Source organism: Leptospiraceae bacterium (assembly GCA_016708435.1).
GTDB lineage: Bacteria > Spirochaetota > Leptospiria > Leptospirales > Leptospiraceae > UBA2033.
Map to the genome: position 1 here is coordinate 42,593 of JADJFV010000007.1, position 25,923 is coordinate 68,515.

Annotated in this window: 28 protein-coding genes; 20 read left to right on the forward strand and 8 right to left on the reverse strand. The window is 36.3% G+C overall.

The window, feature by feature from the left end:
- Position 1: 1 nt before the first annotated feature.
- Both IPH52_12070 and IPH52_12075 read right to left on the reverse strand, forming a co-directional pair.
- Entirely contained in the window at positions 2–874 is an 873-nt protein-coding gene (locus tag IPH52_12070; protein ID MBK7055764.1) for an rRNA pseudouridine synthase, read from the reverse strand.
- Positions 871–2,103, reverse strand: coding sequence for a hypothetical protein (locus IPH52_12075; GenBank protein ID MBK7055765.1), 1,233 nt, complete (start codon positions 2,101–2,103; stop codon positions 871–873). The genes IPH52_12070 and IPH52_12075 overlap by 4 nt, the downstream gene beginning before the upstream one ends.
- Before the next feature lie 165 nt (positions 2,104–2,268).
- Between IPH52_12075 and lipA the strand changes: the two genes are divergently transcribed.
- Both lipA and IPH52_12085 read left to right on the forward strand, forming a co-directional pair.
- Positions 2,269–3,177, forward strand: coding sequence for a lipoyl synthase (gene lipA, locus IPH52_12080; GenBank protein ID MBK7055766.1), 909 nt, complete (start codon positions 2,269–2,271; stop codon positions 3,175–3,177).
- 2 nt (positions 3,178–3,179) lie between these two features.
- Positions 3,180–3,476 carry a hypothetical protein gene (locus IPH52_12085; GenBank protein MBK7055767.1) on the forward strand — a complete coding sequence of 99 codons (297 nt, stop codon included), beginning with the start codon at positions 3,180–3,182 and terminating at the stop codon, positions 3,474–3,476.
- Here IPH52_12085 and IPH52_12090 read toward each other — a convergent pair.
- Positions 3,473–4,651 (reverse strand): lipoprotein LipL45, encoded by a 1,179-nt coding sequence (locus IPH52_12090; protein MBK7055768.1) that lies wholly within the window; start codon positions 4,649–4,651, stop codon positions 3,473–3,475. The two genes, IPH52_12085 and IPH52_12090, sit on opposite strands and share 4 nt — an antisense overlap.
- Positions 4,652–4,803: 152 nt before the next feature.
- Here IPH52_12090 and IPH52_12095 point away from each other — a divergent pair, with 152 nt between their 5' ends.
- From IPH52_12095 to IPH52_12135, 9 genes are all read left to right on the forward strand, one after another.
- The gene (locus IPH52_12095; GenBank protein ID MBK7055769.1) at positions 4,804–5,730 is read left to right on the forward strand and encodes a hypothetical protein; all 927 of its coding nucleotides are present in this window, start codon (positions 4,804–4,806) and stop codon (positions 5,728–5,730) included.
- 10 nt (positions 5,731–5,740) lie between these two features.
- Complete coding sequence (locus tag IPH52_12100; protein MBK7055770.1) at positions 5,741–6,037, forward strand: hypothetical protein; 297 nt, start codon at positions 5,741–5,743, stop codon at positions 6,035–6,037.
- Between the two features lie 207 nt (positions 6,038–6,244).
- A complete protein-coding gene (locus IPH52_12105; protein ID MBK7055771.1) occupies positions 6,245–7,807 on the forward strand; it encodes a redoxin domain-containing protein in 1,563 nt (520 codons plus the stop codon).
- A 147-nt stretch (positions 7,808–7,954) separates the two neighbouring features.
- The gene (locus IPH52_12110; GenBank protein ID MBK7055772.1) at positions 7,955–8,923 is read left to right on the forward strand and encodes a DUF1554 domain-containing protein; all 969 of its coding nucleotides are present in this window, start codon (positions 7,955–7,957) and stop codon (positions 8,921–8,923) included.
- A 187-nt stretch (positions 8,924–9,110) separates the two neighbouring features.
- Positions 9,111–9,371, forward strand: a complete 261-nt coding sequence (locus IPH52_12115) for a hypothetical protein (GenBank protein ID MBK7055773.1) — start codon at positions 9,111–9,113, stop codon at positions 9,369–9,371.
- A 157-nt stretch (positions 9,372–9,528) separates the two neighbouring features.
- Complete coding sequence (locus IPH52_12120) at positions 9,529–9,804, forward strand: DUF1554 domain-containing protein (GenBank protein MBK7055774.1); 276 nt, start codon at positions 9,529–9,531, stop codon at positions 9,802–9,804.
- A gap of 29 nt (positions 9,805–9,833) precedes the next feature.
- Entirely contained in the window at positions 9,834–10,034 is a 201-nt protein-coding gene (locus IPH52_12125) for a hypothetical protein (protein MBK7055775.1), read from the forward strand.
- 136 nt (positions 10,035–10,170) lie between these two features.
- Complete coding sequence (locus IPH52_12130) at positions 10,171–11,208, forward strand: prolipoprotein diacylglyceryl transferase (GenBank protein ID MBK7055776.1); 1,038 nt, start codon at positions 10,171–10,173, stop codon at positions 11,206–11,208.
- Positions 11,205–11,987, forward strand: a complete 783-nt coding sequence (locus tag IPH52_12135) for a phosphatase PAP2 family protein (protein ID MBK7055777.1) — start codon at positions 11,205–11,207, stop codon at positions 11,985–11,987. The genes IPH52_12130 and IPH52_12135 overlap by 4 nt, the downstream gene beginning before the upstream one ends.
- Here IPH52_12135 and IPH52_12140 read toward each other — a convergent pair.
- Positions 11,974–13,122: a hypothetical protein gene (locus IPH52_12140; protein MBK7055778.1), complete on the reverse strand. Its 1,149-nt coding sequence runs from the start codon at positions 13,120–13,122 to the stop codon at positions 11,974–11,976. The genes IPH52_12135 and IPH52_12140 overlap by 14 nt on opposite strands.
- Before the next feature lie 213 nt (positions 13,123–13,335).
- Here IPH52_12140 and IPH52_12145 point away from each other — a divergent pair, with 213 nt between their 5' ends.
- The gene (locus IPH52_12145; protein MBK7055779.1) at positions 13,336–14,037 is read left to right on the forward strand and encodes a queuosine precursor transporter; all 702 of its coding nucleotides are present in this window, start codon (positions 13,336–13,338) and stop codon (positions 14,035–14,037) included.
- 112 nt (positions 14,038–14,149) lie between these two features.
- On the forward strand, positions 14,150–15,574 hold the full coding sequence (locus IPH52_12150; GenBank protein ID MBK7055780.1) for an ATP-binding protein: 1,425 nt from the start codon (positions 14,150–14,152) through the stop codon (positions 15,572–15,574).
- On the opposite strand, the gene IPH52_12155 is transcribed toward IPH52_12150, so the two are convergent.
- Positions 15,567–16,190: a hypothetical protein gene (locus tag IPH52_12155; protein MBK7055781.1), complete on the reverse strand. Its 624-nt coding sequence runs from the start codon at positions 16,188–16,190 to the stop codon at positions 15,567–15,569. The genes IPH52_12150 and IPH52_12155 overlap by 8 nt on opposite strands.
- Before the next feature lie 46 nt (positions 16,191–16,236).
- A complete protein-coding gene (locus IPH52_12160) occupies positions 16,237–17,472 on the reverse strand; it encodes a 2-isopropylmalate synthase (GenBank protein MBK7055782.1) in 1,236 nt (411 codons plus the stop codon).
- Positions 17,473–17,713: 241 nt separating this feature from the next.
- On the opposite strand from IPH52_12160, the gene IPH52_12165 reads away from it, so the two are divergent.
- Positions 17,714–19,012, forward strand: coding sequence for an aminopeptidase P N-terminal domain-containing protein (locus IPH52_12165; protein ID MBK7055783.1), 1,299 nt, complete (start codon positions 17,714–17,716; stop codon positions 19,010–19,012).
- Positions 19,013–19,015: 3 nt separating this feature from the next.
- Here the strand turns inward: IPH52_12165 and IPH52_12170 are convergent, their stop codons facing one another.
- Positions 19,016–20,314, reverse strand: coding sequence for a hypothetical protein (locus tag IPH52_12170; protein MBK7055784.1), 1,299 nt, complete (start codon positions 20,312–20,314; stop codon positions 19,016–19,018).
- 154 nt (positions 20,315–20,468) lie between these two features.
- Between IPH52_12170 and IPH52_12175 the strand changes: the two genes are divergently transcribed.
- The 6 genes from IPH52_12175 (at position 20,469) to IPH52_12200 (ending at position 25,466) form a co-directional block, all read left to right on the forward strand.
- Entirely contained in the window at positions 20,469–20,873 is a 405-nt protein-coding gene (locus tag IPH52_12175) for a hypothetical protein (protein MBK7055785.1), read from the forward strand.
- A 20-nt stretch (positions 20,874–20,893) separates the two neighbouring features.
- A complete protein-coding gene (locus IPH52_12180) occupies positions 20,894–21,670 on the forward strand; it encodes a DUF4476 domain-containing protein (GenBank protein ID MBK7055786.1) in 777 nt (258 codons plus the stop codon).
- Between the two features lie 82 nt (positions 21,671–21,752).
- Positions 21,753–23,042: a glycosyltransferase gene (locus tag IPH52_12185; protein ID MBK7055787.1), complete on the forward strand. Its 1,290-nt coding sequence runs from the start codon at positions 21,753–21,755 to the stop codon at positions 23,040–23,042.
- A gap of 15 nt (positions 23,043–23,057) precedes the next feature.
- Positions 23,058–24,086 carry a radical SAM protein gene (locus IPH52_12190; GenBank protein ID MBK7055788.1) on the forward strand — a complete coding sequence of 343 codons (1,029 nt, stop codon included), beginning with the start codon at positions 23,058–23,060 and terminating at the stop codon, positions 24,084–24,086.
- Positions 24,083–24,781 carry a methyltransferase gene (locus tag IPH52_12195; GenBank protein MBK7055789.1) on the forward strand — a complete coding sequence of 233 codons (699 nt, stop codon included), beginning with the start codon at positions 24,083–24,085 and terminating at the stop codon, positions 24,779–24,781. Before IPH52_12190 ends, IPH52_12195 begins: the two co-directional genes overlap by 4 nt.
- A gap of 91 nt (positions 24,782–24,872) precedes the next feature.
- Positions 24,873–25,466, forward strand: a complete 594-nt coding sequence (locus tag IPH52_12200) for a hypothetical protein (GenBank protein ID MBK7055790.1) — start codon at positions 24,873–24,875, stop codon at positions 25,464–25,466.
- 29 nt (positions 25,467–25,495) lie between these two features.
- Here the strand turns inward: IPH52_12200 and secG are convergent, their stop codons facing one another.
- Positions 25,496–25,906, reverse strand: coding sequence for a preprotein translocase subunit SecG (secG, locus tag IPH52_12205; GenBank protein ID MBK7055791.1), 411 nt, complete (start codon positions 25,904–25,906; stop codon positions 25,496–25,498).
- Positions 25,907–25,923: the final 17 nt, after the last annotated feature.

The following is a 25,923-nucleotide window of genomic DNA, read 5'->3' on the forward strand; positions in this document are numbered from 1 at the left end:
CCTATCCGAAAATATCTTCGAGTTTTACTTCCTTAAATTTTCCTTCCGGTAAATCTAGATCGTCTAACAGTAATTTGCCGATTTGCACTCTTTGTAAGTCAACGACTTTATAGCCAATCGCCTGGAACATTCTATGAATCTGTCTTTTCTTTCCTTCTTGGAGCATAATGGAAATTGTAGAGGTTTCAGAATCGACGATGCTCACTTCTTTAGCACGCAGGAATTCTCCATCGTCTTCCACTCCTCTTAGAAATAACTCGACAAAATCAGATTCTTGAATTGGCTTATCTACCTGCACAAGATACCTTTTTTTTACATCATAGGAAGGATGAGAGATTTGATTGAGCACATCTCCGTTAGCGGAAAATATCATTAATCCTCTCGAAGTCAAATCGAGTCTACCTGCCATATTAAACTTTTTATATTTAAGTGGTAGTAAGTTGAACACAGTCTTATCGTGGTGGACATCATGATGAGAACAAAGATATCCTTCAGGCTTATTGAGCGCCAAAATGGTATTATCCGAAACGAGTTCGACTTTTTCTCCGTTAAATTCAACAGTATCTTTTGTAATATCAATCTTTCTTGAAAGAGAAGTTTCCTCTTCTCCATTGACTCGGATTTGTCCAGAGCGAATATAATCTTCTACATCTCGTCTAGCACCCAGTCCGGACTTGGCTAAGAAGCGGTTAATACGAAAAACCGTTTGGTCCGTTCCATCTGTAAAATTTCTTTCGCTTCCTGTAATGGAATCTTCTTTTAGTCTTGCTAAAAGTGCTGCTTTCTCATCATCTTTACTTTGTAAAATTCCTTCTTCTTTATCTTTACGGACTTTTATTTTCTTGTTTGTCTTTGGAAATGTTTTTTGTTTCATTTCCTCTGGATCAATTGTGTATCTTCGAACTTCTCTTTTTTCTGGTGGAGCTTCTGGTAATTCTTCTCCATCAAAAGAAGCCACAGGTCTTTCTCTAAATGGTTCTCTTTCTCGCCTTGGAAATGGTCTACGTTCGTTACCCTCTTCTCTATCTTCACGGCGAGGTCCTCGGTCAAATGGTTTTCTTTCTCCGCTACCTTCTCCGTCTCTACGTGGGAAACTTCGGTTGAATGGCTTACGTTCGCCATTACCCTCTCCACCTTCGCGACGAGGTCCACGGTTAAATGGCTTTCTTTCGCCACTACCTTCGCCGTCTCTTCGTGGGAAACTTCTGTTGAACGGTTTACGTTCGCCATTACCCTCGCCACCTTCGCGACGAGGTCCACGGTTGAATGGTTTTCTTTCTCCGCTACCTTCTCCGTCTCTACGTGGGAAACTTCGGTTGAACGGTTTACGTTCGCCATTACCCTCTCCACCTTCGCGGCGAGGTCCACGGTTGAATGGTTTTCTTTCTCCGCTACCTTCTCCGTCTCTACGTGGAAAGCTTCGGTTGAACGGTTTACGTTCGCCATTACCCTCTCCACTTTCGCGACGAGGTCCACGACTAAATGGTTTTCTTTCGCCACTGCCTTCGCCATCTCTTCGTGGGAAACTTCGGTTGAACGGTTTGCGTTCGCCATTACCCTCGCCACTTTCACGTCTAGGTCCACGGTTGAATGGTTTTCTTTCTCCACTACCTTCGCCGTCTCTGCGTGGAAAGCTTCGGTTGAACGGTTTGCGTTCGCCATTACCCTCTCCACCTTCACGTCTAGGTCCACGGTTGAATGGTTTTCTTTCACCACTACCTTCGCCGTCTCTGCGTGGAAAACTTCGGTTGAACGGTTTACGTTCGCCATTACCCTCTCCACCTTCGCGGCGAGGTCCACGACTAAATGGTTTTCTTTCGCCACCACCTTCGCCGTCCCTGCGTGGGAAACTTCGGTTGAACGGCTTACGATCATTTCCCCCCTCTCCGCCTTCGCGGCGAGGTCCACGGCTGAATGGCTTTCTTTCTCCATCATTATTTGGAGAATCTTTTCTATAACTTCGTCTAGGTGATTCTGAGTCATCGTTTGCTGACTTTGTCCCAAAGAAACTGGGCTTGCCTGCCGACTTTTTGAAACTCCCGCCACTAGTATTCCTGTCTTTTGTAAATTTATTATTGACCGGTTTGTAATTCTTTTTTTCACTGGAAGAGGAGGATTTCTTATCAGGCTTATAGGATTTGTTTGTTTTTTTATTATCTGTCATAGGATGAACTCTTATCCAGTTTCTCAAACGAGACTCTCGTGCAAAGAGATTTATTCTATTTGATTTCAAAAATGAACTGCTAAGCATGGTCTAAACATTACACTATGAATCCATTAAAGAAAAAGCCAAGAACGAAACAATTAAACCCGGTGCCTGAAAAGCCAGAATGGCTTAAGGTAAAGCTTCGTTTTCCCACCGAATCTGATCCTGTTTTGGCAGTAAGAAACAATCTCACCCAAACAAGACTAAATACAGTTTGCGAGAGTGCTTCTTGTCCGAATTTAAACAATTGTTGGTCAAGGAAAACGGCAACGTATATGTTAGCCGGCGATATTTGCACGAGAAGATGCTCTTATTGCGATGTTGCTTCTGGAAAACCAAACGCACTTGATAGAGATGAGCCAATCCGTATTGCTGAGTCGGTAGAAATTCTTGGACTACGTTATGTGGTGATAACAGCCGTTAACCGCGATGATCTCTCGGATGGTGGCGCTATGCATTTTCAAGAAACAGTGCTTGAGATAAAAAAGCGTAGCCCCGAATGTAGAATTGAACTTCTCATTCCCGATCTAAAAGCAAAACGAGATTCACTCGATATGATTTATTTTGCAAAACCTGATATTATCAATCACAATATCGAAACAGTGAAAAGTCTTTTTCGAGAAGTAGCACCGGCTAAAAATTACGAAACTTCTCTTCGTGTATTAAAAGATATTTCAGAGCATGGATTTGTTACCAAAAGTGGAATTATACTTGGACTTGGTGAGACAATCGAAGAAGTAAAAGAATGCATTGCAGACCTACGGGCTAACGGCGTTAGTATGCTGACCATAGGACAATATATGCAACCTACTCCAACTCACCACCCCGTAAAGGAGTTTGTATTGCCGGAAGTGTTTGTCGAATTAAAAAAATATTCATTGTCTCTCGGATACAAGCATGTAGAATCAGGCGCACTGGTAAGAAGTTCCTACCATGCAGACGAGCAAGCCAATTTCTTGAATCACGAATAATCATGTTAAAGGTAAATGTTTTTTTTGATGAAATTCATATTCGTAGTCTCATCTACGATTCTCTATCTAGAGAGCTTCCGAAAATTGAAGGAGAGATTTGCAATTATGATATTAAGCAAATTATTTTTGATATGACCAAAAAAATAATCAGCGATGATATTGAATGGGCTGACTCCGAAAAATTTGGTAAAAATAAAATACTAATCTATCATAAGAATAAAGTTCTGCAGCTAGACACCACAGAACTAATTGAATCTATTCGCGTATTGCACCAGGACTATGTAGAGCCCGCCATTTAGAATTTGTATTTGGTTTGGTAATCGTAAACTACTTCTACAATTTCATTTGTATTAATTCGAACTATTCCATTTTCAGTATGCACTACCATAATCGAATCTTCTTGATTGATAATAGCGCCTACTTCTGTTCTGCCGTTGATTAAAATAATCTTTTCAATTCTCTCATAGTATTTTACAATATCACGATTTGACTGTAACCGCTTTGGCTCTACTACAATCGACTCATTGAATTTAATTTTTTCGATATCTTGTTTAGAACTCACCTGATTTTCAAGAACACTTCTTTTTTTCTCAAGCTCTTCTGCTTTCGCTTCATCAATTCGACCGCTACTCAATTCTTCATTCAAGCGAATCATTTCATTGGCTGCCTTTGGATCAACAGATACAATAGTCTTCACTTCCTGTTGTTCATTCTTTGTAAATTCTGCTGGCTCTGGCTTTTCAGTGGCAATTTCTGTTAGCCGCGCAATGATGTCTTTAATTGTTTTATTATCTAGTTTTTCAGTGGCTAACACTCTGTCATTCGCTGATATCGCAATTTGTTGGTCTTTTTCTAGAATTACTTCAGCGCCCTGCAAGGTCTGGTTGATTTTTTTTAGTCCGGCATTTTTTTCGATTTCTTCTAAAGGAATTTTTTCGAAGAAAGGAACACGCGGAGTTACAGACAACGAACCGGAAACTACTTTCACCACACCAAAATCATCTTTGGTGACTTCGAGGATAAACTCTGTTCCCCGCACAACAGAATTCAAAGTAGGTGTTGCTATGGCAAACGCATCGTTTTTATTTTCTTTGTTTACTTTAGCAAATACTTTTCCGTTGGAAAGGAGTAGCTTTGTTTCGGCGTTGCCGTTTGGGTTTTGGAGAAGCTGGGAAAATTCGAGTTTAGTATTTTGACCCAGTCGAACCGCAGTCCCTTCGCCAATTTGAATATCGACTTTTGATTTTGGTCCGGTGATGATTTTGTCGCCTGTTTTAAAGGCGGATCCAAGGACTGCCTTTTCTTCTGTTAAATCTACATGCACAATTCTAGAGTCACCTAGACTAAAAACTACTAGAGCAGAAAGACTATTGTCCTTTCTTTCTTGCTTGGTTTCGATTCTGTCCAAAGGCTTTCGGCAGCTCGGCAGAAAAACGAGACCTGTAAGTAAAAAAGCAATAATAGTTTTATTCATAAATTTGAATTCCTCGCAGTTTAATAAATAGAAAGATATTATCCCATTATCTTACAGGATGAACAAAGTTAAAAGCAATTTTTTTCATAAGTGCTATATTTTAGTTGGTATTTAGTTTACAATGAAATATATGTTAATTCAGGAGAAATTTAATGAGAAATAATTTTTTTTCAGTTGGAAAATTGAAACTTGCAATCTTTTTTTGTAGCATCGTAATCTCAGCTAACTGCTCAATCACTCAATCACAGCAAAGAGCTTTGCAAAATTTTGGAGAAACAGCCGTGAGCATGGCGAATGTAAGCTCAAATGAATTGATTTCCATGCGAAATTCTACAATCCAAATGAATCTCACTCGGATACGACTGGAAAATTCTAGCAAACCAAAAGAGGAAGCTTCCGCGAAAGACGCACCTGAATACAAAGATCTAGACGGAGTATTCGATATCAAAGTAATTTCAATTCGCTTGAAGGCAATCGCTGCTATCCGCTCTTACGCCAAATTACTATTAGCCCTTGCATCTGACGCATCTCAAAAAGAATTAGACCGAGCAACTCAGAATTTTTTGTTCGCAGTAGAGAATCTTTCTTCGGATCATAGAAAGATTGATGAAAAAAAATTAAACTCTATCGGCGAAGCAATTCGTCTCTTCGGAGGAATTTTTACTGAATACAAAAAGAAAGATTCAATCAAAGACATCATTCTAGATTCCAAAGAGCAAATTGAAACACTCTGCGATTTACTCGCAAAAGACTTTGATCCAAAAGGTGGAAGACTTGCCACTGCCTACATTCTAACGGGAGAAGAATTACAGTTAAGCGCAGATGAAAAATTAGATCCGAATGAAGGCAAATCTGAAAAAGTAAAAATAAAAGCTCTGTCTGCATTTCATTTAGCAGAAAAAAATATTCAGAAAAAAGAAACGATTCTTCCTGAAATTGCAAAATCAATTTTGATCTTAAAACAGGCTAATACCGAGTTATTCGAATCTTTTCGTTCCGAAGTTTACACAGCCAAAGACATTGTCAAATTTGCAAATACTGTCAAAGCAGTGCAAGACTACAGAGCCATCTTAAAATAAGGAATCCGCCATGGGAAAAAAAGAAATCAATTACTTAGATATACTAGACGCTCTTAAGATGCTGGTAGAAAAAGCAGAGGGCAAAGAAAAAAAAGAACTCCGAGCAAAGCAAAAGGAATTTATAAAGCAGGTAAATAAAATGATCGCCCTCGACATTGAAAAAGATAACGAGAAGTATGCGACCGCAATTGAAAGTCTAGAAAAAACAAACAAAGACATTGAATCTGCAATTAAGGATGTAAATAAAATCTCGCACGTCCTAACATCTATTACAAACACAATGAATGTAATTGGAGAGTTCGTGTGAAAAATTGTCACAAAGATTACCACCGATGGAGATAGATACGGATTTTTTCACAAAGGTCACAGAGACTCTGAGATAAGGATTCGAATACTGTCACCTCGAACCGAGCACATCAGTTTGTGCGACGTGAGAGGTCTATCTGGCAAAAATAGGAAAGGTTAATCAATACTTTGTTTGTAATATAGATTTCTCACGAAGAAGCTGTTCGAAATGACTCTTAAAATACTTTTTCTTATTACTTTATTTTTATCCTGCAATTTCATAGCGGTTAATAGACATTCTCCGCCTGTGTTAAAATATGCAGGGACTGAGGCTGCGTTCGATTTTTACCCGAGCCAAGAATGGCTGAATGCGAAAGAGTCGATTTCCCTTTTAGATTTACGGGGTAAGATTGTTTTGCTCCACTTCTGGAAGTATTCCTGTATCAATTGCATTCATACTTTAGCAGAGTTGAAGAAACTCGAAAGCAAATGGAAAAAAGAACTTGTAGTCCTAGGAATCCATTCCCCCAAATTTTCTACCGAGAGAAATCTAGATAGTGTAAAAGCTGCGATTCTACGCAATGAAATCAAGCATCCCGTTCTAAACGATACCGATTTTACACTTTGGCGGCAATACAATATTAACTCCTGGCCAACACTCATTTTAATCGATCCGCGAGGAATGGTATTTGGAATCCAAGAGGGCGAAGGAATATTCGAAGGATTTGATAAGATAATTTCCGGTATGTCAGAAGAATTTAAACAAGCGGGGTTAATGAATCTTAGCCCTGTTTCTAAATTAGAAATAAAATCCACCAAAACGCCTGAAAGCATTCTCTCATTTCCAGGCAAATTAATAGTAAACGACAAAGGAACGGAACTCTTTGTATCCGACACAAATCACAATCGAATTCTTAGAATAGATACAAAGACTAAAAAGATTCTAGACATTATCGGAAAAAAAGAAGCTGGATTTAGAGATGGAAAATTCCTAGAGGCTAAGTTTCATCACCCGCAAGGACTTAGCCTTTCGGGTGATACTCTTTATATCGCTGACTCCGAAAACCATTCAATTCGTCTTGCCAATTTAAAATCTAAAACAGTAAAGACTCTCGCAGGCACAGGCGAACAGGCTCGAAGTTTTAACGTTCCGGGGCGCGGAAGAGAAGTCGCTTTTAATTCTCCCTGGGATTTAATTTTAAACAAAAATAAGCTCTATATCACAATGAGGGGCTCGCATCAAATCTGGACGTTAGACATACAAACACTCGAAGCAGAAGTGTATGCAGGCGTTGGAAATGAAAATCTATTTGACGGCAAATTGTCCGTTGCCTCTCTAGGACAACCAACCGGTATCACCCAAGACTCAATCAAACTCTACTTTGTAGACAGTGAAGTAAGTGCCATTCGTTCTCTCGGAATTAAGACGTCGCCAATAATTCAAACACTCGTAGGCAAAGGTCTACTTGCCTTCGGAGATATAGACGGATTATCCTCAAAAGCAAGACTTCAATACCCAATGGGAATTACTCATTCGAACGGCAAACTCTATATAGCCGACACAATGAATCATAAAATAAAACAACTAGACCTAGAAAAAAACGAAGTGGTAAATCTTGCAGGAAATGGAAAGATGGGAGCGGCAAACGGTGATTTATCCGAATCTAGTTTCTTCGAGCCGACTGGTGTTGCTGTATATGAAAATCTAGTCTATGTAGCAGATACAAATAACCACTTAATTCGAGTCCTTGATTTACAAGCTAACACAGTTTCGAATTTTGAATTTGAATAGGACTTAACGCATTCTGCAATCTTTTTATTTATTCATCTAAGGGATAACCATTAGATTCTAAAACGAAATTTACTTGCCTATAGCCTACCTTTTATTCTAGCTACCTCAAACAAAATAAAGTTCAAAATTTAGGAGAACAAAATATTTATGGAAAAAGTAAAATCATTTTTTTCAAGTGGCAAAGCAAAAGTATACGCTATAGTGATGCTACAAATAACGGTCGGAATATTCGTAGGAAATTATTTTCTCGAACCAGAGGTAGTGAATACCCTGACTACAAGTTCTTTGCATGCACAGTCCACAAACAGTGTGGGATTAGTTGCAGTAGCAAAATGCCAAAGAGATAATGATAATTGTCAAATGATTAATGGTTCAACATTACAAAATAATATGTGTAATGGTCCGGATAATACTACTACCGATTGTAATTCCATCTATAAAAGTTGCATTGCAGCTACAGCGATTATAGCAACCAGCACTCCAGCAACAACCACAACAGCGACTGCAACAGGCACTGGAACTGGAACTGGGACAGCGACTGGCACTGCAACCGGAACGGGTACAGGAACCGGAACTGCGGCTAATACCAACAAGAAATTGTTTTTAACCACAAGCCTTTATGATGGAAATTTGGGTGGGATCACCGGAGCCGATGCAAAGTGTAACAGTGATGCAGGTAAACCAACAGGCACTGGAACCTACAAAGCATTCATCACGGACGGAACTGTCCGACGTGCTTGTTCCACAACCAACTGCACAGGTGGTGTCAGTGAAAATCTAGATTGGGTTTTAAAACCAGCCACTGCTTATTACAAAGCTGATGGAACCACACTCGTCTTCACAACAAATGCTTCCGGCACTTTTTCTACTCCATCCGATATTAAGGCAACTGTTGGAGAAGTTACCTCTGAGTTCTGGTCAGGCATTTATAGCAATACTGCATCTGGTGGTTGGACAACGCTTACTCCAAATACTTGCACTAGCTGGACGGTTACTACTGGTTCTGCGCTACGTGGGTTTCCAGGTGTTATTCCCGCAACGAATACAGGTGATTGGTTTGGAAAAAATAATGCAACTTGTTCCACAACAAGAAACTTACTCTGTGTTGAGCAATAAAAGATAAAGAATTAATATGCGGTTAATTCATATTAGCCGCATATTAATTAGATTTTGCAACCTTTTTTTTATTGATCTAAGGGATAACCATTAGATTTTACTTCGAAATTTACTTGCCAATAACTTACTCTCTATTCTTGCTAGCTCGAACAAAACAAAGTTCATAATTTAGGAGAACAAAAAATCTATGGAAAAAATGAAATCACTCTTTTCAGGTGGCAAATCAAAAGTATACGCTCTGGTAATACTACAAGGAGCTATCGGATTATTCGTTGGAAACTATTTTATTAGACCAGCGCTAGTTACTACTGCAATAGTATCGACGACAATTGCAACTTCTTCGCTGAGTGCAGATAGTCCGAATGCTTCCTGTGCGAACCGTTGTCAGTCACTTTCTCACAATGGAGACTGCCTAGATAAGAGTAAGCATAATTCTCGAGTTGGATAGTGCTTGTGTTCTGGCTTGTGCGGAAATTGCTAAAGTAACAACACCAGTAGCTGCAACTGCCACAGCGACGGGAACGGGAACGGGCACAGGAACAGCGACTGGCACTGCAACCGGAACGGGTACAGGAACTGCGGCTACTGCATGTACAACTTGTAAAATGTTTGTTACTACATCAACCTACACGGGAGCGACTATCGGTGGAATTACAGGAGCCGATGCGAAATGTGCCAGTGATGCAGCTAAACCAGCGACTGGAACGTACAAAGCATTCCTCGTAGATGATACAAATAGAATTGCCTGTACAACTGCAAATTGCTCCGGTGGGGCAAGTGAAAACAAAAACTGGGTGTTGAAAGCTAGCACCGCATACACTAGAGTAGACGGCACTGCGATTGCAACTTCAACAGCGTCTGCAATCTTACCGCTACTCTGACTAATCCGATTAGCACTACCGGTGATACAATGTTAGGAAATATTCGCACAGGTATGGCATTTGCGAAAGATTGGACATCTCGCGTAAACGGTCATTGCACAAACTATACAGTTACCACTGGTTCTAGTACAGATGGAGATGCAGGAACTGTTTTAACAACTTCCAGTTACTTATATGTAAACGGTGGGACTTGCGCTGGATTAAAAAGTTTACTCTGTGTTGAGCAATAAAAGATAAAGAATTTTACCACATTATGTTGCGACCCTTAGGAAGCAACATTGAGTTTGGACACGAAGAAAAGACAGAGTTTTGTCCTTTACTCCTTCGTGAACTTCGTGCTCTTCGTGGTAAAAAAAAAGGCTTAGTATGTATCCAGAAATAATCATTGGTAATTATATTTTTAGAGGCGAAGGGCTATTAACCTTTCTTGCAGCAGTAGGTTGCTTTATCCATTTATTTTTCTTCCTTGTTCCTAAATCCGGTTACTCTAGAATCACCTTTGTAAATGGATTTATATTTACTTTTGCGATTGGCATGATTGGAGAAGTAGTATTTCATTATTTGATCTGGGACTTTGAAGCATTCAGAGACGATCCCGAAATTATAATTACAAAAGGTTTTATGCAATTCTCCGGCAATTCAATATTAGGCGGAGTGTTTGGAGGCTTTTTAGGAGCATGGTTTTACTGTAAGCTATTTGGTCTTAATTATTTTCATTTCTTCTCTAGTTTTTTAATTGCTCTTCCTTTATGGATGGGACTTGGAAGATCAGCCTGTTTTTTTAATGGGGATGCATATGGTGTTCCTACCAAATCAGTTTTCGGAATGACCTTCTCTGAGAAAAGTAATTCATGGATGAGTGATTGGAGTGAACAGTCATTAGTCTATCTAGCAAGCGAAAAACCGCTTACCGAAATCGAAAAGATATTTAGCGAAAAATACGGACTGCACCTAAAAGACATCCCCATTCCTGATAAATTGGATAAATACAAAAAAGAAGGCTATTCAACATTAGCCGATTTACAAAATTTTTATCCTCCTAACCAACCTTTTAATGCACGATCCCTTTATGATAAGGGGCTATACCCATTCCCGACAGTCTATCCGAAAGTCCACCCAACACAGCTTTATGAAATGTTTTCACTTGTAATTTTATTTTTTGCTATGAAATTTATTTCCAGACAGAAATGGGCAGAGCAAAGAGTGTTATTTATATTCTTTATTCTATATGGAATGAATCGATTTTGGATTGAATTTTTTAGATCGGACAAAAGCCCTGGCATATTAGGATTAACCGGTGCGCAGTTGCTTTGTTTGGGATTCATGCTAGTTGGAATTACAAGTTATGCTTATTATACTTTAAAATGGAAGAAAACAGGGATGCCTGAAGTAGTATTAAAATGAATTTCCAAGAAAAACTTTACTCATTTTCAAAAATGATATGGAGTAAGCTTCAAAACTTGCCACCTCTGATTCGAAATTCATTCATGACTTGCTTTCTATTCACAATCGCTCTTCCCGGGTATATGGTAATTAGCTACGCTGTGGATACTAGCAATTCGCCTTCCCTCGCTTTTTTCTTGGATGATAAAATTCCTTTCGTTCCATGGACAATTGCGATCTACGATTGGATATACATTATCATATTTATTCCTTTGTTCACTGTAAGAGACATTCACCTTTTAAAGGCAGTAGCGAAAGCGTTTACATTTGTAATTTTAATTTCCCTTTCTGTATTTTTTTTATTTCCTGTGAAAATAGAAAGACCTGAGTTGACTAACCCAAAGAACTTCTTTGAATGGTGGGTTTGGATTAACTATGCATTAGATAAACCGACTGCATTATTTCCAAGTATGCATGTAAGCAATGCAATTCTTTCTGCCCTAGTAACAGTTCATTGGTCAAAGAAAATTGGATTTCCCGCTCTCCTATTATCATTTGCTATCAGCATATCTACATTAACCGTTAAGCAACATTTTATCGCAGATGTAATTGCCGGATGTATTCTTGCGGTTACTAGCTATTACCTTTTTATCAAACCCTATATAAATAATTCTACCAATTCAAATAAAGAGGAGGTTTTACTTCCTGAAAAATTTTCTCTGATTATTCCGCTCCTTGGATTTCTCGCCACTGGAATTCTCTTTTTAGTATACAAGGCTTTTTGGGCTAAATATCCTTAGCCACTACCGCATAACGCCTAACAATCTTCGCATTTAGAAATTCCATAATCGCATTCATCGGCTTGTTAGTATCGAGTATCCAAGTTGTCTGAAAAGATTGGTATTTTTGCGGCGGTTTTCTTCCTTCATTAAAACTTTTTTCCAATAGAATAAGCTCTAACCCTTTATTTCTAAATTCTTTTTTTACTCCGAGTAAAATGATAGAGCCTCGATTGATTTTTCTATAATTCCACAATAATTTTATAAATCCGAAAGGAAACAGTTTACCATTTCTAATTTTAACTAATACCTGATTGATATCGGGAAGAGAAATGAGAAAGCCAACCATTTCTCCTTGTCTCTCCAATATGTAAATAAACTTTGGGTCTGCAAATAATCGAAACTGCTCTGCCATAAGATCTATTTCTCCCGAAGTCATAGGAATGAATCCCCAATTTTCACTCCATGCGTCATTGTAGATTTCAAGAATGGGATTTAACTCACTACGAAGTTTCTTCATCTCAATGTTTCGCAACGTAAATATATCACCTGCAAATTTTTGAGCACGCTCTGACATTTTCTTAAATTTTTCAGGTAATGTTACATCCATCGGACATGCATAAGATAAAAGTCCTCTACTCTGAGCATAACCGAGAGTATTCAACAACTGCGGATAATAAGGCTTAGTATACTTCAATAGCAACACTGGAGAAGAATCAAAGCCTTCCGTTAAAAAACCAATTTCATGATTCGTATTAAAATCCATGGGTCCAATTACATTTGCAATTCCTCGAATCTTACACCAATCTTCTACAGCCTGCATGAGAGCAGCGGCGACTTCGGAATCATCTTCCGATTCGTAAAAGCCAAAAAAGCCCTGGCGAGTCTTATAATGAGTATTCCATATTTCGTCTTCGTGAGCGGTTACTCTCCCTACTACTCTATCTCCTCGCAATGCGAGAAAGTATTCTACCTTTGCATGAGAGAAGTATGGATTCTTTTTGGGATTAAAAAAATCTTGTCTTTCGATTCGTAAGGGAGGCACCCAATGAATATCATCTCGATAAAGTTCATAAGGATAATCTATGAATGCATTCATTCCTTTCTTATCCGTTATTTTTTTTATACTTAAATTGCTATTTAGTAAATCATTCATTTATCACAGTGTATTTCAATGCTAAATTGAGGAAAGTAAATTATGAATTTACTTTACTTTTAGCAGTTACGTAGCGGCTATTTATCTGTAAACTGCTAAAAACAGAATAAGACTTAATGACATCGAATCGTAAATAAATTTCTTTTGCTAACAAATGAGTAATCCTTATCGAGTGCCTTTCCGAAAATATATTGATATCTAAAGGGGCTTTGAATGCATTTCAATCGAATAACAAAACTTTATATTGTTCTATCCAGTATTTTCCTTACATTTTTACTGATGGCGGAGCTAACAGGAAGTAAACTCATTACTACGTTTGGTTTTGTGATGACGATGGGTGTGATACCTTTTCCGATAACGTTTATAGTGACAGATATTCTAAACGAATTCTATGGAAAGAAAGGAGTTAGGTTCACTACATTTCTTGGGATGGCGATGATTCTGCTTGCCTATTTTTTGATTGTGATCGATTTACAAATACCGGCTAATAGCATTTCTCCCGTAGATGATGTTTCTTTCCAAAAAGTATTTGCAAACTCTGGACTTGTTATCATTGGATCGATTACAGCGTATTTAATTGGACAACTCATTGATATTCAGATATTTCACTTTATCCGCACAAAAACAGGTGGCAAGCATGTGTGGCTAAGGGCAACGGGCTCTACTGTCATTTCGCAACTGATTGATTCTTATGTTGTAATCTTTATCGCATTTGGAAAATATGAGCCGACTACTCTCTTCGGGCTTCCTTTTTATTCGTTAATCAACACCCCAACTTTGGTTAGCATTTCTACTACTAACTTTGTTTATAAACTTTGCATCGCCATTCTTTTGACACCACTCATTTACCTTTCGCATTCTCTAATTGAGCGCTATCTTGGTGACGAAATGATTCATTTACATCATCGCGATTAAAAGAGTTAAAACGAATCTCATTTTATACTTCTCAAACATTTTTAATACAGAAAATAAAATCTAATTGTAAAATAACTATGAATACTGACAGTTGGAAATATTGGAATTTATTATGAATAGTGAATTTGAAGTTTTTAAGAAATCTCTCGAGACTGTAGACAGTATACCATCCTTAACCGGCGAAAGTATTGAATTATACCTTTCTGAAATTGAATTACATTCTGATGGAGGTAGTCTCAAACCTACTATTCTGATAATTGATGACGATTCTAAAATTAGAGAATCACTCCAAGCCTCCCTTGGGAAAAAATACAATTTAGTTTTATGTGCGAGTGGAGAAGAAGGAATTGAACAAGTAAATGCTTCTACCTTTTGTGTTATCTTAGATGTAAAGCTAAATGGTAAAAATGGATTTGAAACATTTGTAGAAATCAAAAAAAAATTTTTAAACTTACCAATTATTTTTCATTCAGCCTATGAAGATATTAAGAATCCATATGACATTATGAACGACTATCACCCATTTGCCTACGTTGTAAAACAAGGAGATAGTAGAGAGTTACTTGATACTCTTGCAGTGGCTGTTGTGTATTATCTGCAAATCAATAAAAATATTTTACTCATAAAGCAACTTCAGAAGATGAATCAAGAGCTAGAAAAATCAAAGAAGAAATACAAAGACTTAGTCGAAAACTCTTTAGATATTATTTTTGCTCTAGATGCGGAAGGAAATATTCAATCCATTAACCGCGCAGTCTCTAATATTTTAAAATACAATGTGAAAAGACTTCCCGGTAAAAAATTCACAGATTTAATTTATAAAGCTGCGGAGGCAAATCAAATTAGCCTCAATGAAAAAGTATTTCAAGAAAACTTTCACAATCTAATCGAATCTCAGGGACAGGTCTCTTTCAATTGTGATATGGTTACAGATTACGGTGAACCAATAGAAATGCACCTTAAACTAAAATACATTCCGTCTGATGATAGCTTTGTAATTTTTGGGTCTGCCTTTAATATTGAAGATGATATTCTACTTCGTTTATGTGAAACAGAAAATCAGGTTTATAAAATTGGAAATTATTTGACACAGGTAGATTTTATCTGTAAGAGAGTATCGAAAGCATGTGCAAAGTATTTGGATAACGAAGTAATTTTAGAACTAAAACTTTGTCTAAAAGAACTCCTTGTGAACTCAGTCGAGCATGGGAACCTGGGAATCAGTTTTGAAGAAAAATCAGAATCACTGGCTAATGATGAGTATTTCCAAATTTTAATCGATAGACAAAAAGACCCGAAAAACATTTCTAAAAAGATTAGCGTTGAGTATTCACTCCTTCCTGATCGAGTAGAATTTCGCATAACGGATGCAGGCGATGGATTTGATCATCAGAAAATGCTATCTCGACCTAAGAATGATTTGGCTCTTGTTCAAATTGGTCACGGAAGAGGAATTATGATGGCTCGCGAATTTTTTGATAAAATTGAATTCAATGAAAAGGGTAATTCCGTTTATCTTGTGAAAAATTTTAAATAGATTTCTTGCTCTTTGCAAATCGTTTAATTCTAAACCAAGCCTTTGTTGTTATGAAAGAAATAAACAATAAAGGATAAAGACAAATTAGCCAGACAGTTAGATAATTATACTTACTACTAGATTTAATAGAGCGGCTAAAGTATTTTAGCCAATGCTTATAAACCGATTTCCATTTTTGCTTTCGAAGAGAATAAATATTTACCTCATACTTCGTATCGTTTTTTTCTACTAAAAAATATTCCAAATGTTTATTGGAAGTAACAAATTGATACCCCTCATGACTATCGAAATACATTTTGAAGTTATAATAATCTTGAACCATGACCAACAATTGGTTTTTATACTTTTTCCATTTCTGATTTAACGCAACAAAGTCTTTAGATTCAGTTGCATTCCGAAGAACCGTGTGCACTTCCTCTTTTAGAGAATTATTATAATTAACCTCTTCTATCTTAATATCGCTTTCCAAATATTCATAATGAATTCCACCCAGAATATAAATGGAGCATAATGTGATTAGCAAAGCATAGCCCCAATTAGAATAATGAAAAGATTTAAAGTGCCAGAAAACTTTTGCGATTCTATGGCACCTAGTGAATCCATTTTGCTTTCTCATAGTATTTTCAGCAGACTAAATGAAATTGAGCCAATGTCAAGTTTTTCTAAGAATAAACTAAGCCTTCTGTCCTTTCTTTCTTAAACTTGCTAGCAAATTCCAAGACATCAGAAATTGCTAATTCCCTTCCGATTTCATCTGAATATTTTTTTAAGATTGGCTGCAAATCACTAATTTCGCGATCACTAAGATAAAATCCTTTTTCGGAAAGAATCGACTTGATTGCTCCTCCACCTGACTGGCTAGTGAATGTTATCCGGTGTCCATCTTCTCGACCAATTACACTCGGGTCAATAGCACCATAAGCAGATTTTTTTAAATGCTTTGTTTTATTGACTCCATCCTGGTGAATTCCACTTCGATGGGCAAATACATCACTGCCAATCAAAGGAGCTTTTTCATGGATCGGAATTCCTGACATTCTAGAAACCAAAGTTGCTGTTGGAAAAATTTCTTCCATATTCAAATCAACTCTCTCTCCACAATTATAAAGCGCACAGGCAACTTCAAACAAATTGGTATTACCCGCTCTCTCCCCTAATCCATTTAAGGAAGTCTCTATTTGAGTAACTCCTTTAAAAAAACTTTCTACTGTAGTTGCCGTTGCCATTCCTAAATCATTGTGCGTATGGACTGAAATGATAGCATTGCCCGTTAACGAATTTACAACTTGCTCAATCATATCCAAAAAAATCATTGGACGATAACGCTCGACTGTATTGGCAAGGTTAATTACATCTGCACCCGCATCAATTGCCGCTTGAAAAACTTTTATCGCAAAATCAACAGTATCCAGACAATCGCCAAAATGTTCTCCACTAAACTGAACCGTTCCCCTATCGCCTGCTAATTTGCGTGCATATTGGACTGCATCTTTCACGTTAGCGACGACTTGTTCGTTTGAAATTTTCAACATATTTTCAATAGCAAAAGAACTAACGGGGTAAACAATGTGTAACCGTGACTTAGCGGCATGTCGAATCGCGTTCCAGGATATTTCGATTTCTTGTTTCTTAGCTCGCGAAAGACTCGATATAACAATATTGTCTGGCGCAATCTTTGCTAAGTATTCGCAGGATTTAAAATCGCTTTCGCTAGCAGAAGCAAAGCCTACTTCAATGGCGTCTACTCCCAACTTTACGAGTTGATGAAAGATAATTTCTTTCTCTTCTAAATTCCAGGGTTTTCGTAAAGCTTGGTTTCCATCACGCAATGTGACATCATAGAAAAAGGGTTTCCGATTTGTAAAATGTTTGTTCATGTTTGTTCTCCTTGTATTCATTCGCTCATTCCTGGAAGGGGCTAACGTTTACGGAAGATTATCCACAAACAAAAAAGCCCGCTCCGGCTGGAGTGGGCTTTTCTCTTTTCACAAGTCTATGCTCACGCCAACCTACATAAGTAGTGGAAGGAGGAGCAGCGTTGTGAAGAATTTTTGAATCATAGAAATACAGTCGGAAAGAATGATTTTTTTGTCAATAAAAATTTTAGTTACTTCCCGTTAGCTTCGATAAATAAGAAGTATGGAATACGAAATTTACAAAAAAAGAATAAAGAAAGTTCAATCCCAACTAAAAGACGGCGAGACATTACTCTTGTTTGCCGCTACTCACCTCATACGTAACCGCGATGTAGAATATAAATTCAGACAGGACTCCGATTTTTTTTATTTAACTGGAATCACTGAGCCAGATGCAATTTTAGTTTTGAAAAAAAATTATTCTTCTCTTTTCGTATTACCAAAGGACAAAGACAAAGAAATCTGGACAGGGATCCGAATAGGAAAGAAGGAAGCAAAAAGAATCCTCTCCCTAGACGAATCATTTGAAACAACCCAATGGAACGACAAATCAGTTGAACTTCTTACCAATACTTTTACTCTATTCCATTTCTTTGGAAAGGATAAAGAGCGAGATAGCGGCATAATAGCAGTATGCGATCATCTAAACAAGCGCTCTAGAATCGGACAATACGGACCTCATCGAATTGAAATTCCAGATTTTCTACATGAAATGCGCATGATTAAATCAAAAGAAGAAATTCAATCCATCGAAGAATCTGTTAAGATTACAATGGAAGGTCATCTCGCTCTCTTTCAAGAAACAAAGCCCGGTATGTATGAATATGAACTCGAAGCAATTCTAGAAAGAGAATATTTAAAACGAGGAGCCTGGGGTGGCGGATACGGTCATATAGTCGCAACGGGTGCGAATGCGACTATCCTACATTATACTTTTAATAATTGCAAAATCAAAAAAGGGGATCTACTCCTAATTGACAGTGGAGCGGAAAAGAATTATTACACAGCGGATGTAACAAGAGTCTATCCCGCCGATAAAAAATTCACAGCCGCACAGCGCGATGTCTACGAAGTTGTTTTAGATGCACAAAAAAGAGCTATCACGAATACAATCGCGGGCAAACAATTCTTATCCGTTCACGAAGAAACAGTTCGAGATCTTTGCATTGGGTTAAAATATTTAAAACTAATTAAAGGCTCTGTTGAATCAGTAATGGAAAAAGGAGACTATAAAAAATTCTATATGCACAAAACAGGTCACTGGCTTGGAATGGATGTGCATGATGTCGGCAAATACTTTCAAAATGGAGAAAGCCGCAAATTAGTAGATGGAATGGTTACAACCGTTGAGCCCGGACTTTATTTTGATCCAAGCGATAAGTCTATTCCAAAGCATTTTCGTGGTATAGGAATTCGTATCGAAGACGATATTTTAGTCAACGGGAAAAAACCGATTAACCTCACCTCTTCTATTCCAAAAGAGGTAGAAGAAATTGAAGCCATTAGACAAACTGCATTTTAGCATTCAATCCCAAGGGGTAACAATGATTTCCCGCTGTTCTTTCATCCAATTCACGGTTTCATTGAATCTATCATCATAAGAAAAACTATTATGGTTTTGTTTTCTTTTAGAAGGCGAACCAAATTGACTCAGTGTTTCTTTTTCTAAGAGATATGCTTCAATGGAACTCCAGATAAATTCTAAGAATCGCTTATGGTAAATACATTTTATCCGAATTCGATTGAACCCGCCACGACAAATTCTCTGAATGTCTTCTAAACAATCTAATGCAACACGAATTCTTTCTGGAATTTCAAAGTAATTCTTATTTAAAATCTCATCCTCTACCAGTTTTTGTAGGTAAAGAAAATTATAATATCTATGGCAAACCCGATAGAGCAATTCATGTTCTTGAATCGGCTTCATTTGATTTAAGATTTCAGCAGATTGCATCAGGAATAATGTGCGTTTGTCGCTAAATAGTGAATGGTAACTTCCTTCATAGTCACTCATACTTTTATTTCCTGCATAGTATAAATCTAAGAGTCGAACCGTTTTTCGTAAGTTTGAATCCTTTTCTTTTTTTTCAGAGGTTAATTCCTTTAATTCTCTAATGCACTCTTCTACTTTCACAAAGGATATTTCTCGAATTTTCTCTTTTAAGCTTGCCTCAATCTTAGATAATTCTGTTCTATGCCCTAAAGCACAAAGCCAGGAATAATATGTTAAATAAAAGACAGATCGATATACCCTTTCGTAAATATTCAGCCTATTATCAATTTTTGTATACAGTTCCTGATAATTTTTTTTAATCAGATTTAAATTTGAATTCGGGCATAAAATAAGATGAATGTTTTTAATTGCATGTGCAATTGGTAAATCTACATTTACCTCTTCCTTTTGAAAATAATCTAACACATTATTTTTTTCATCGACTTCCGTCTTCTTAATTTCATAGAGTCTTATCCACTTGTCCCAATATGGTTGCTTTTTCTTTTCTTTCAATACTTCCAACTTCATTTTAATCAAGCTTTCTTTACTATCCTGGTCTCTATAAAATGGAAGTAGCATGGAAAAATAATCTACATAAATTGAATCTGAATGAAGTATATAACGAATTGCCTCTACATAATTTGCAGGAATTCGTTTTTGACTCATTTCTTTTTTCACAGATGAATCTGAATTCCCAATTAGGACACTAAGCAGCAAATATGTTTTTTCTTTATTTATTCCAAATTTGGAAGTCGATTCAAATAGAATATTCGCATACTGCTTGTAATTCGCTTCTTGTAATCCCATGCGGGCATTTGATTTACTTTTCATTTCCACTCCTATTAAAATTTTTTTTAATTTGAAAAATTATGGGGTACATTCTATACCCTTTTTATATTCCAACAGAGCCTGCAAATCTCTCTTTAGTAATTTACAATTGAATTCCTACTGCAAATACTCAACCAAAAAAGTTTAGGAGAGTCTTATGAAAATAAAACAAATTACAGTTGTAATGTTACTAATTGTAAATTTATTTCTAATTGAATGTAGCACACGTGTTGGAGATTTCACAGTAATTTCTACTCGAAACTCAAACGTGAAAAATTGGAAGAGAGCACCGGAGCGAGTAGAAGGATATAGTTGCAGTTGGTGGTTATTGTTCTTCCCAATAAAAAAATGGGACATGAAAGATGCAATAGAAGATGCCATCGACACATCTAACAATGCCACAAAAGCAAAAGGTATACAATCGGAATCTTTACTCGATGTAAAACTGACGACTTCTTGGTTTTCAATTTTGTTCGTAACAAGATCATGCCTCTACGCAGAGGGAACACCTTCAGATAGTTGGTATAAAACGGAAGAAAGAGAAGATCAAATTAAGAAATGAACAATATAGGAGAATATACTGTGAAAACAATTATTTTAATCTTAACATTCACATTCATAACAGTGAATAGTTATGCGCAAGCAAAAAGACAAGGAATGGACTATCAAGCATTCTCTTCTTTAAAAGAGAATATGAAAAGTTCTATAGATTCATATAAGATAGATATGCTAAACGATTTAAATTCCGAAACCTACACTTGTCAACAAGTGAAGGAAATCTTAGATTTAATGAGCATAGGAAGTTATCGGGTCGATGCTTTTAAGATACTTTCTACAAAAATTGAAGACTCTGAAAATAAAAGTGTCATCATGTCGTCTTTTCAAAATGATATCGCAAGTTATAAATCGGATGCTTATAAAATTTATAACTCTATCAAGGTAACAAAGAAAAAAGAAGTCATCGAGGATACAAATGCTTCCTTATCAGGAAAAGTTGCCTTGATAAAAAAAACAAGTCATTGTGCAAACGATGAAAAAACTTTTACAATGGATGATAAGGTTATATTTTCCTTTAGTGCAAATAAAGCAGTAGAAGCAACAAGTTTACAAATATGGATTTCAGAATGCAAGAATCAAAATGATCAATCCTGTTATACTCCGTTTTCAAAAAGCGCAAAAGATATATTACCCGATTGGACAGGATTCAAATATGAAAATCCAATTTCACTAAAACAACTTCTTAGCAATGAAGGAAATAATTCCGTGCCTACTCGTAATAACTGGTATCATTTCGCAGTGATCATAAACAATAAAATTGTAGGAGAAAAAGTATTTCAAATTTATAAAACATGTGAGTAATTCTTAGATACAGTTTTGTTTTTTATACTGAATTCCATTTTTTTATGTGGATAACGTGCGTTACTTTGTCGAATATTGTCTTATGAAAATACTAAAAGTAATTCATGGTTATCCACCTTTATTCAATGCAGGTTCCGAGGTATATAGCCAAACACTTTGCAATGAATTGAGCAAAGAAAATGAAGTATTTGTTTTTACAAGAGAAGAAAATCCTTACTTGCCAGAGTTTTATTTAAGGGAAGAACGAATTTCAGAAAAATTAAGTATCAATTATATCAATATTCCGCGAGGAAAAGACGGGTTTCGTCACGCGGGAATGGATGATGTCTTTAATATTTTTGTTCAAAAAGTAAACCCGGATATTGCGCATATCGGTCATCTAAATCATTTGTCTACAGGTTTTGTAGATATACTCTATGAAAATCAAATCCCGATTGTTTATACTCTTCATGATTTCTGGCTAATGTGTCCACGGGGGCAATTTTTACAGACTAATTTTGGAAATAGCGATTACTATCAATTATGCGATTCACAGGAAGATAGAAAATGTGCAACCAATTGCTACAATGCTTATTTTTCAGGGCATAAAGATTCTTTAGAAAAAGAAATTCAAAATTGGACTGATTGGATTGCTTTAAGAATGGAGGAGACTCGTTCGATTTGCGAAAAAGTTTCTCTATTTATTTCTCCTTCGCTATACCTTAAAGATAGATTTATAAAAGATTTTTCTATTCCAGAGAATAAAATTCTACTTCTAGATTATGGATTTAAACTAGAAAGATTTAAAAAGTTTTACAATTATAAAGTAAAGACATTTACATTTGGTTATATTGGAACACATATTCCAGCAAAAGGAGTTAACTTACTATTAGACGCTTTCTTAAAAATTGAAGATGAAGCTATTTTAAAAATATGGGGAAGAGACAATGGTCAAAGCACAAAGGCTTTAAAAGAAAAAGCAAAACTTTCTAAGAATAAAATAGAATTTCTAGGAGAATATAAAAATGAGAACATCGCCAAATCAGTGTTCGGCGAAATAGATTGCTTGGTTGTTCCTTCTATTTGGATGGAAAATTCTCCTCTAGTAATTCATGAAGCTCAGCAATCTAAAATTCCTGTCATTACTGCTGATGTAGGTGGAATGAAAGAATTTGTAGCGGATAATGTTAACGGCATACTTTTTAAACATAGAAATGTATTGTCTCTAAAAGAGAAAATGGAAAATGCAATTAATAGTCTATTCACAATGAAAGATTTAGGTAAAAAAGGTTATCTTTTCTCTGACACCGGAGATATTCCATCTATTGAAGAGCATGTAGATGAACTTTTATTAACTTATTATCACCTAGTTAATTATAAATTAAAAGGCTAAGAAATATTTTAAATAATGAGTTCATTAAATAAACTTTTTAGAATCACAATCGATACAAATCCAGAAGACTGTAACCTACACTGCATTATGTGCGAAGAACATAGTGAATATAGTAATTTTATAGCAAATCTTAAGAAAGAAACTGGAACAAGTATGAGAAGAATGCCAATAGCGTGGTTAGAAGCTATTTTTCAACAGGCTAAAGATTTAGGGGTAACAGAAATTATCCCTTCAACCATGGGAGAGCCCCTTCTCTATGCTGGATTTGAAAGTATTCTATCGCTCTGTCACAAGCATTCCATTAAATTAAACCTAACAACAAATGGAACGTTTCCCAAAAAAAGTATAGAAGAATGGTCTAAACTTCTAATTCCAATTTGTTCTGATATTAAAATCTCATGGAATGGCGCCACAGCGAATACTTCTGAAAAGATTATGAAAGGAATTTCTTTTGAAAAGAATTTATCCAAACTAAAAAAAGTTATAGAATACAGAGACGAGTATTTCAGAACGAATTCTTATTATTGTAGAATCACATTACAGCTTACATTTTTAAAAAATAATATGCACGAACTTTCCGACATAATTAAATTAGCCGCTAGTCTAGGCGTCGATCGACTAAAAGGTCACCATCTCTGGGCGCATTTCGATGAGATAAAGAATTTATCCATGAAAGCGAACATAGAAAATAGAAACCAATGGAATGAATTCGTCAAAGAAGCAAACGAGATAGTAAATACTTATCTAAAACCAAACCAAGAAAAAGTCTTACTTGAAAATATCATACCAATACGAGAAGATGTAGGACATGAAATTCCAGCTCATTACAATTGTCCGTTTCTCGAAAGAGAATTATGGATTTCTGCGACGGGAAATATATCTCCCTGCTGTGCACCGGATACTTTGAGAAAATCTCTCGGTGATTTTGGCAATATACAAAATCAAACTCTTACGGAAACTTTAAACAGTAGCACATACCAAAATATTGTAGAGAATTATAAGTCTTATCCGCTCTGTCAAATTTGCAATATGAGAAAACCATGAATTGGGAAGATTTTGAAATTACCCCTAGTCGCAATAATTTTACTTACAATGGCTTTAAGATATTTAAAGAAGATTTTATCGAAGTCCTTGAGTTCCAATCACCTGGAATAGCTGCTGTGAAAACGGAGAATGGCTGGTTTCATATTCAGTCGGATGGTAGTATAATCTATACAAAAGTCTATGAAAGAGTATTTGGATTCTATTTCAATCGTGCGGTTGTAAAAGAAAAAGATATTTATTACCATATTGGCTTAGATGGATTAGCTGCATATGAAGATAGATTCTTTTGGTGTGGAAATTTTCAGGAGAAAGTTTGTGTAGTTAAGGACTTTAATAACAAATACTTTCACATCGATTTAACTGGCAATAGGCTTTATCAGGAAACATATCTCTATACAGGCGATTTCAAGGAGGGCATTGCATGTGCTTGTGGAGAGGAAGGAAGATATACTCATATTGATAAAAAAGGAAATCTACTTCACAATAAATATTTTAGACTACTCGATATTTACCACAAAGGATTTGCAAGGGCAAAAGATGAGGAAGGTTGGTTTCATATAAACAGAAACGGAAATTCAATTTATAATACTCGGTTTTCTTTAATAGAACCTTTCTACAATGGATTAGCATTTTGTATCACCCCAGAAGGTAAACAAGCAGTTGTTGATGAAATGGGAAATGTGAGATTACTTTGATGAATAGGTAAACGAATTCAATGCAACATTTTTGACTTGACCTAAAAAGCTTAGTTTGAAATTCTACTTTGTTCTTAGGATGCATGAAACTATGGAAAAAGAAGAGTTCTTAAGACTAGAAGCAACTAAAGAGGGAAACAATTTTCGACTGCAATTGTTTTTTGCCACTGATGAAAGAGGAATAGTATATCGCGTGACATCTGTTTTGCACGCCAATAACTGGAATATTCTCGGGGCTAATATTCGTAGTCTCGAAAATGGGCAAATCGAAGACGAATTTTTAATTCATAACTCATCCGATGCAATTCTCGACAGAGAAGAATTAGACAAATTAAAGAATGAAATGCAACAACTTTTTCGAGATGAGATTTCAATTGCTTCTTATATGATTAAGAAAGGAAGAAAAGCAAGCTCGGAAAGGGGAAATTCGACTGCAAAGATTAGTTTTGAAAATGTGGCTAATCAAGATTTAACCAAACTAAGAATTCAGACTAGAGATAGATCAGGACTTTTGTGTGATATAGCTCGAATGCTTTATTTGGAATGTATGGATATTCTCTCTGTGCAAGCAAACACTAGAGGAGAGGAAGTCGATGATATTTTTGAAATTAAATCTGAATCAGGACATAGCCTGGAAGAATCTATGCAAACAAGGCTTGTTAGAAATTTAAAAAGCATTTTGTGATAATCACACAAAATGCTTTTTACATTGATTTATTGTTTCGCTGGAGCTGGTGTTGTATTCGTAGGAGCTGTTGGAGCTACCGGTGCTGCATTCGTTGGAGCAGAATTTGTGCTCGTAGGATTAGCAGTATTATCCGCAGGTTTTGTATCATCCTTGCTAGGAACGATTTCAGAAGAAGGAATCTGTGTTTCTAAAATTACCTCTTCTTTTTTTGCGAATAAAAAAGAGAGTAGAAGTGATAACACGATAAAAGATATCGCAATCACTCTAGTAGCCTTTGTAAGAACATCTGCACTGGAAGAACCAAACGCTGTTTGACTCGCACCACCCATCATTCCACCAAGACCACCACCTTTACCAGCTTGCACTAATACTAAAAGTATTAGAAAGAAGCAAGCAATCACAAAAAAAACTAAAACTGTTCCGATTAAAAATCCCATAGTGTTACCAATTTCTT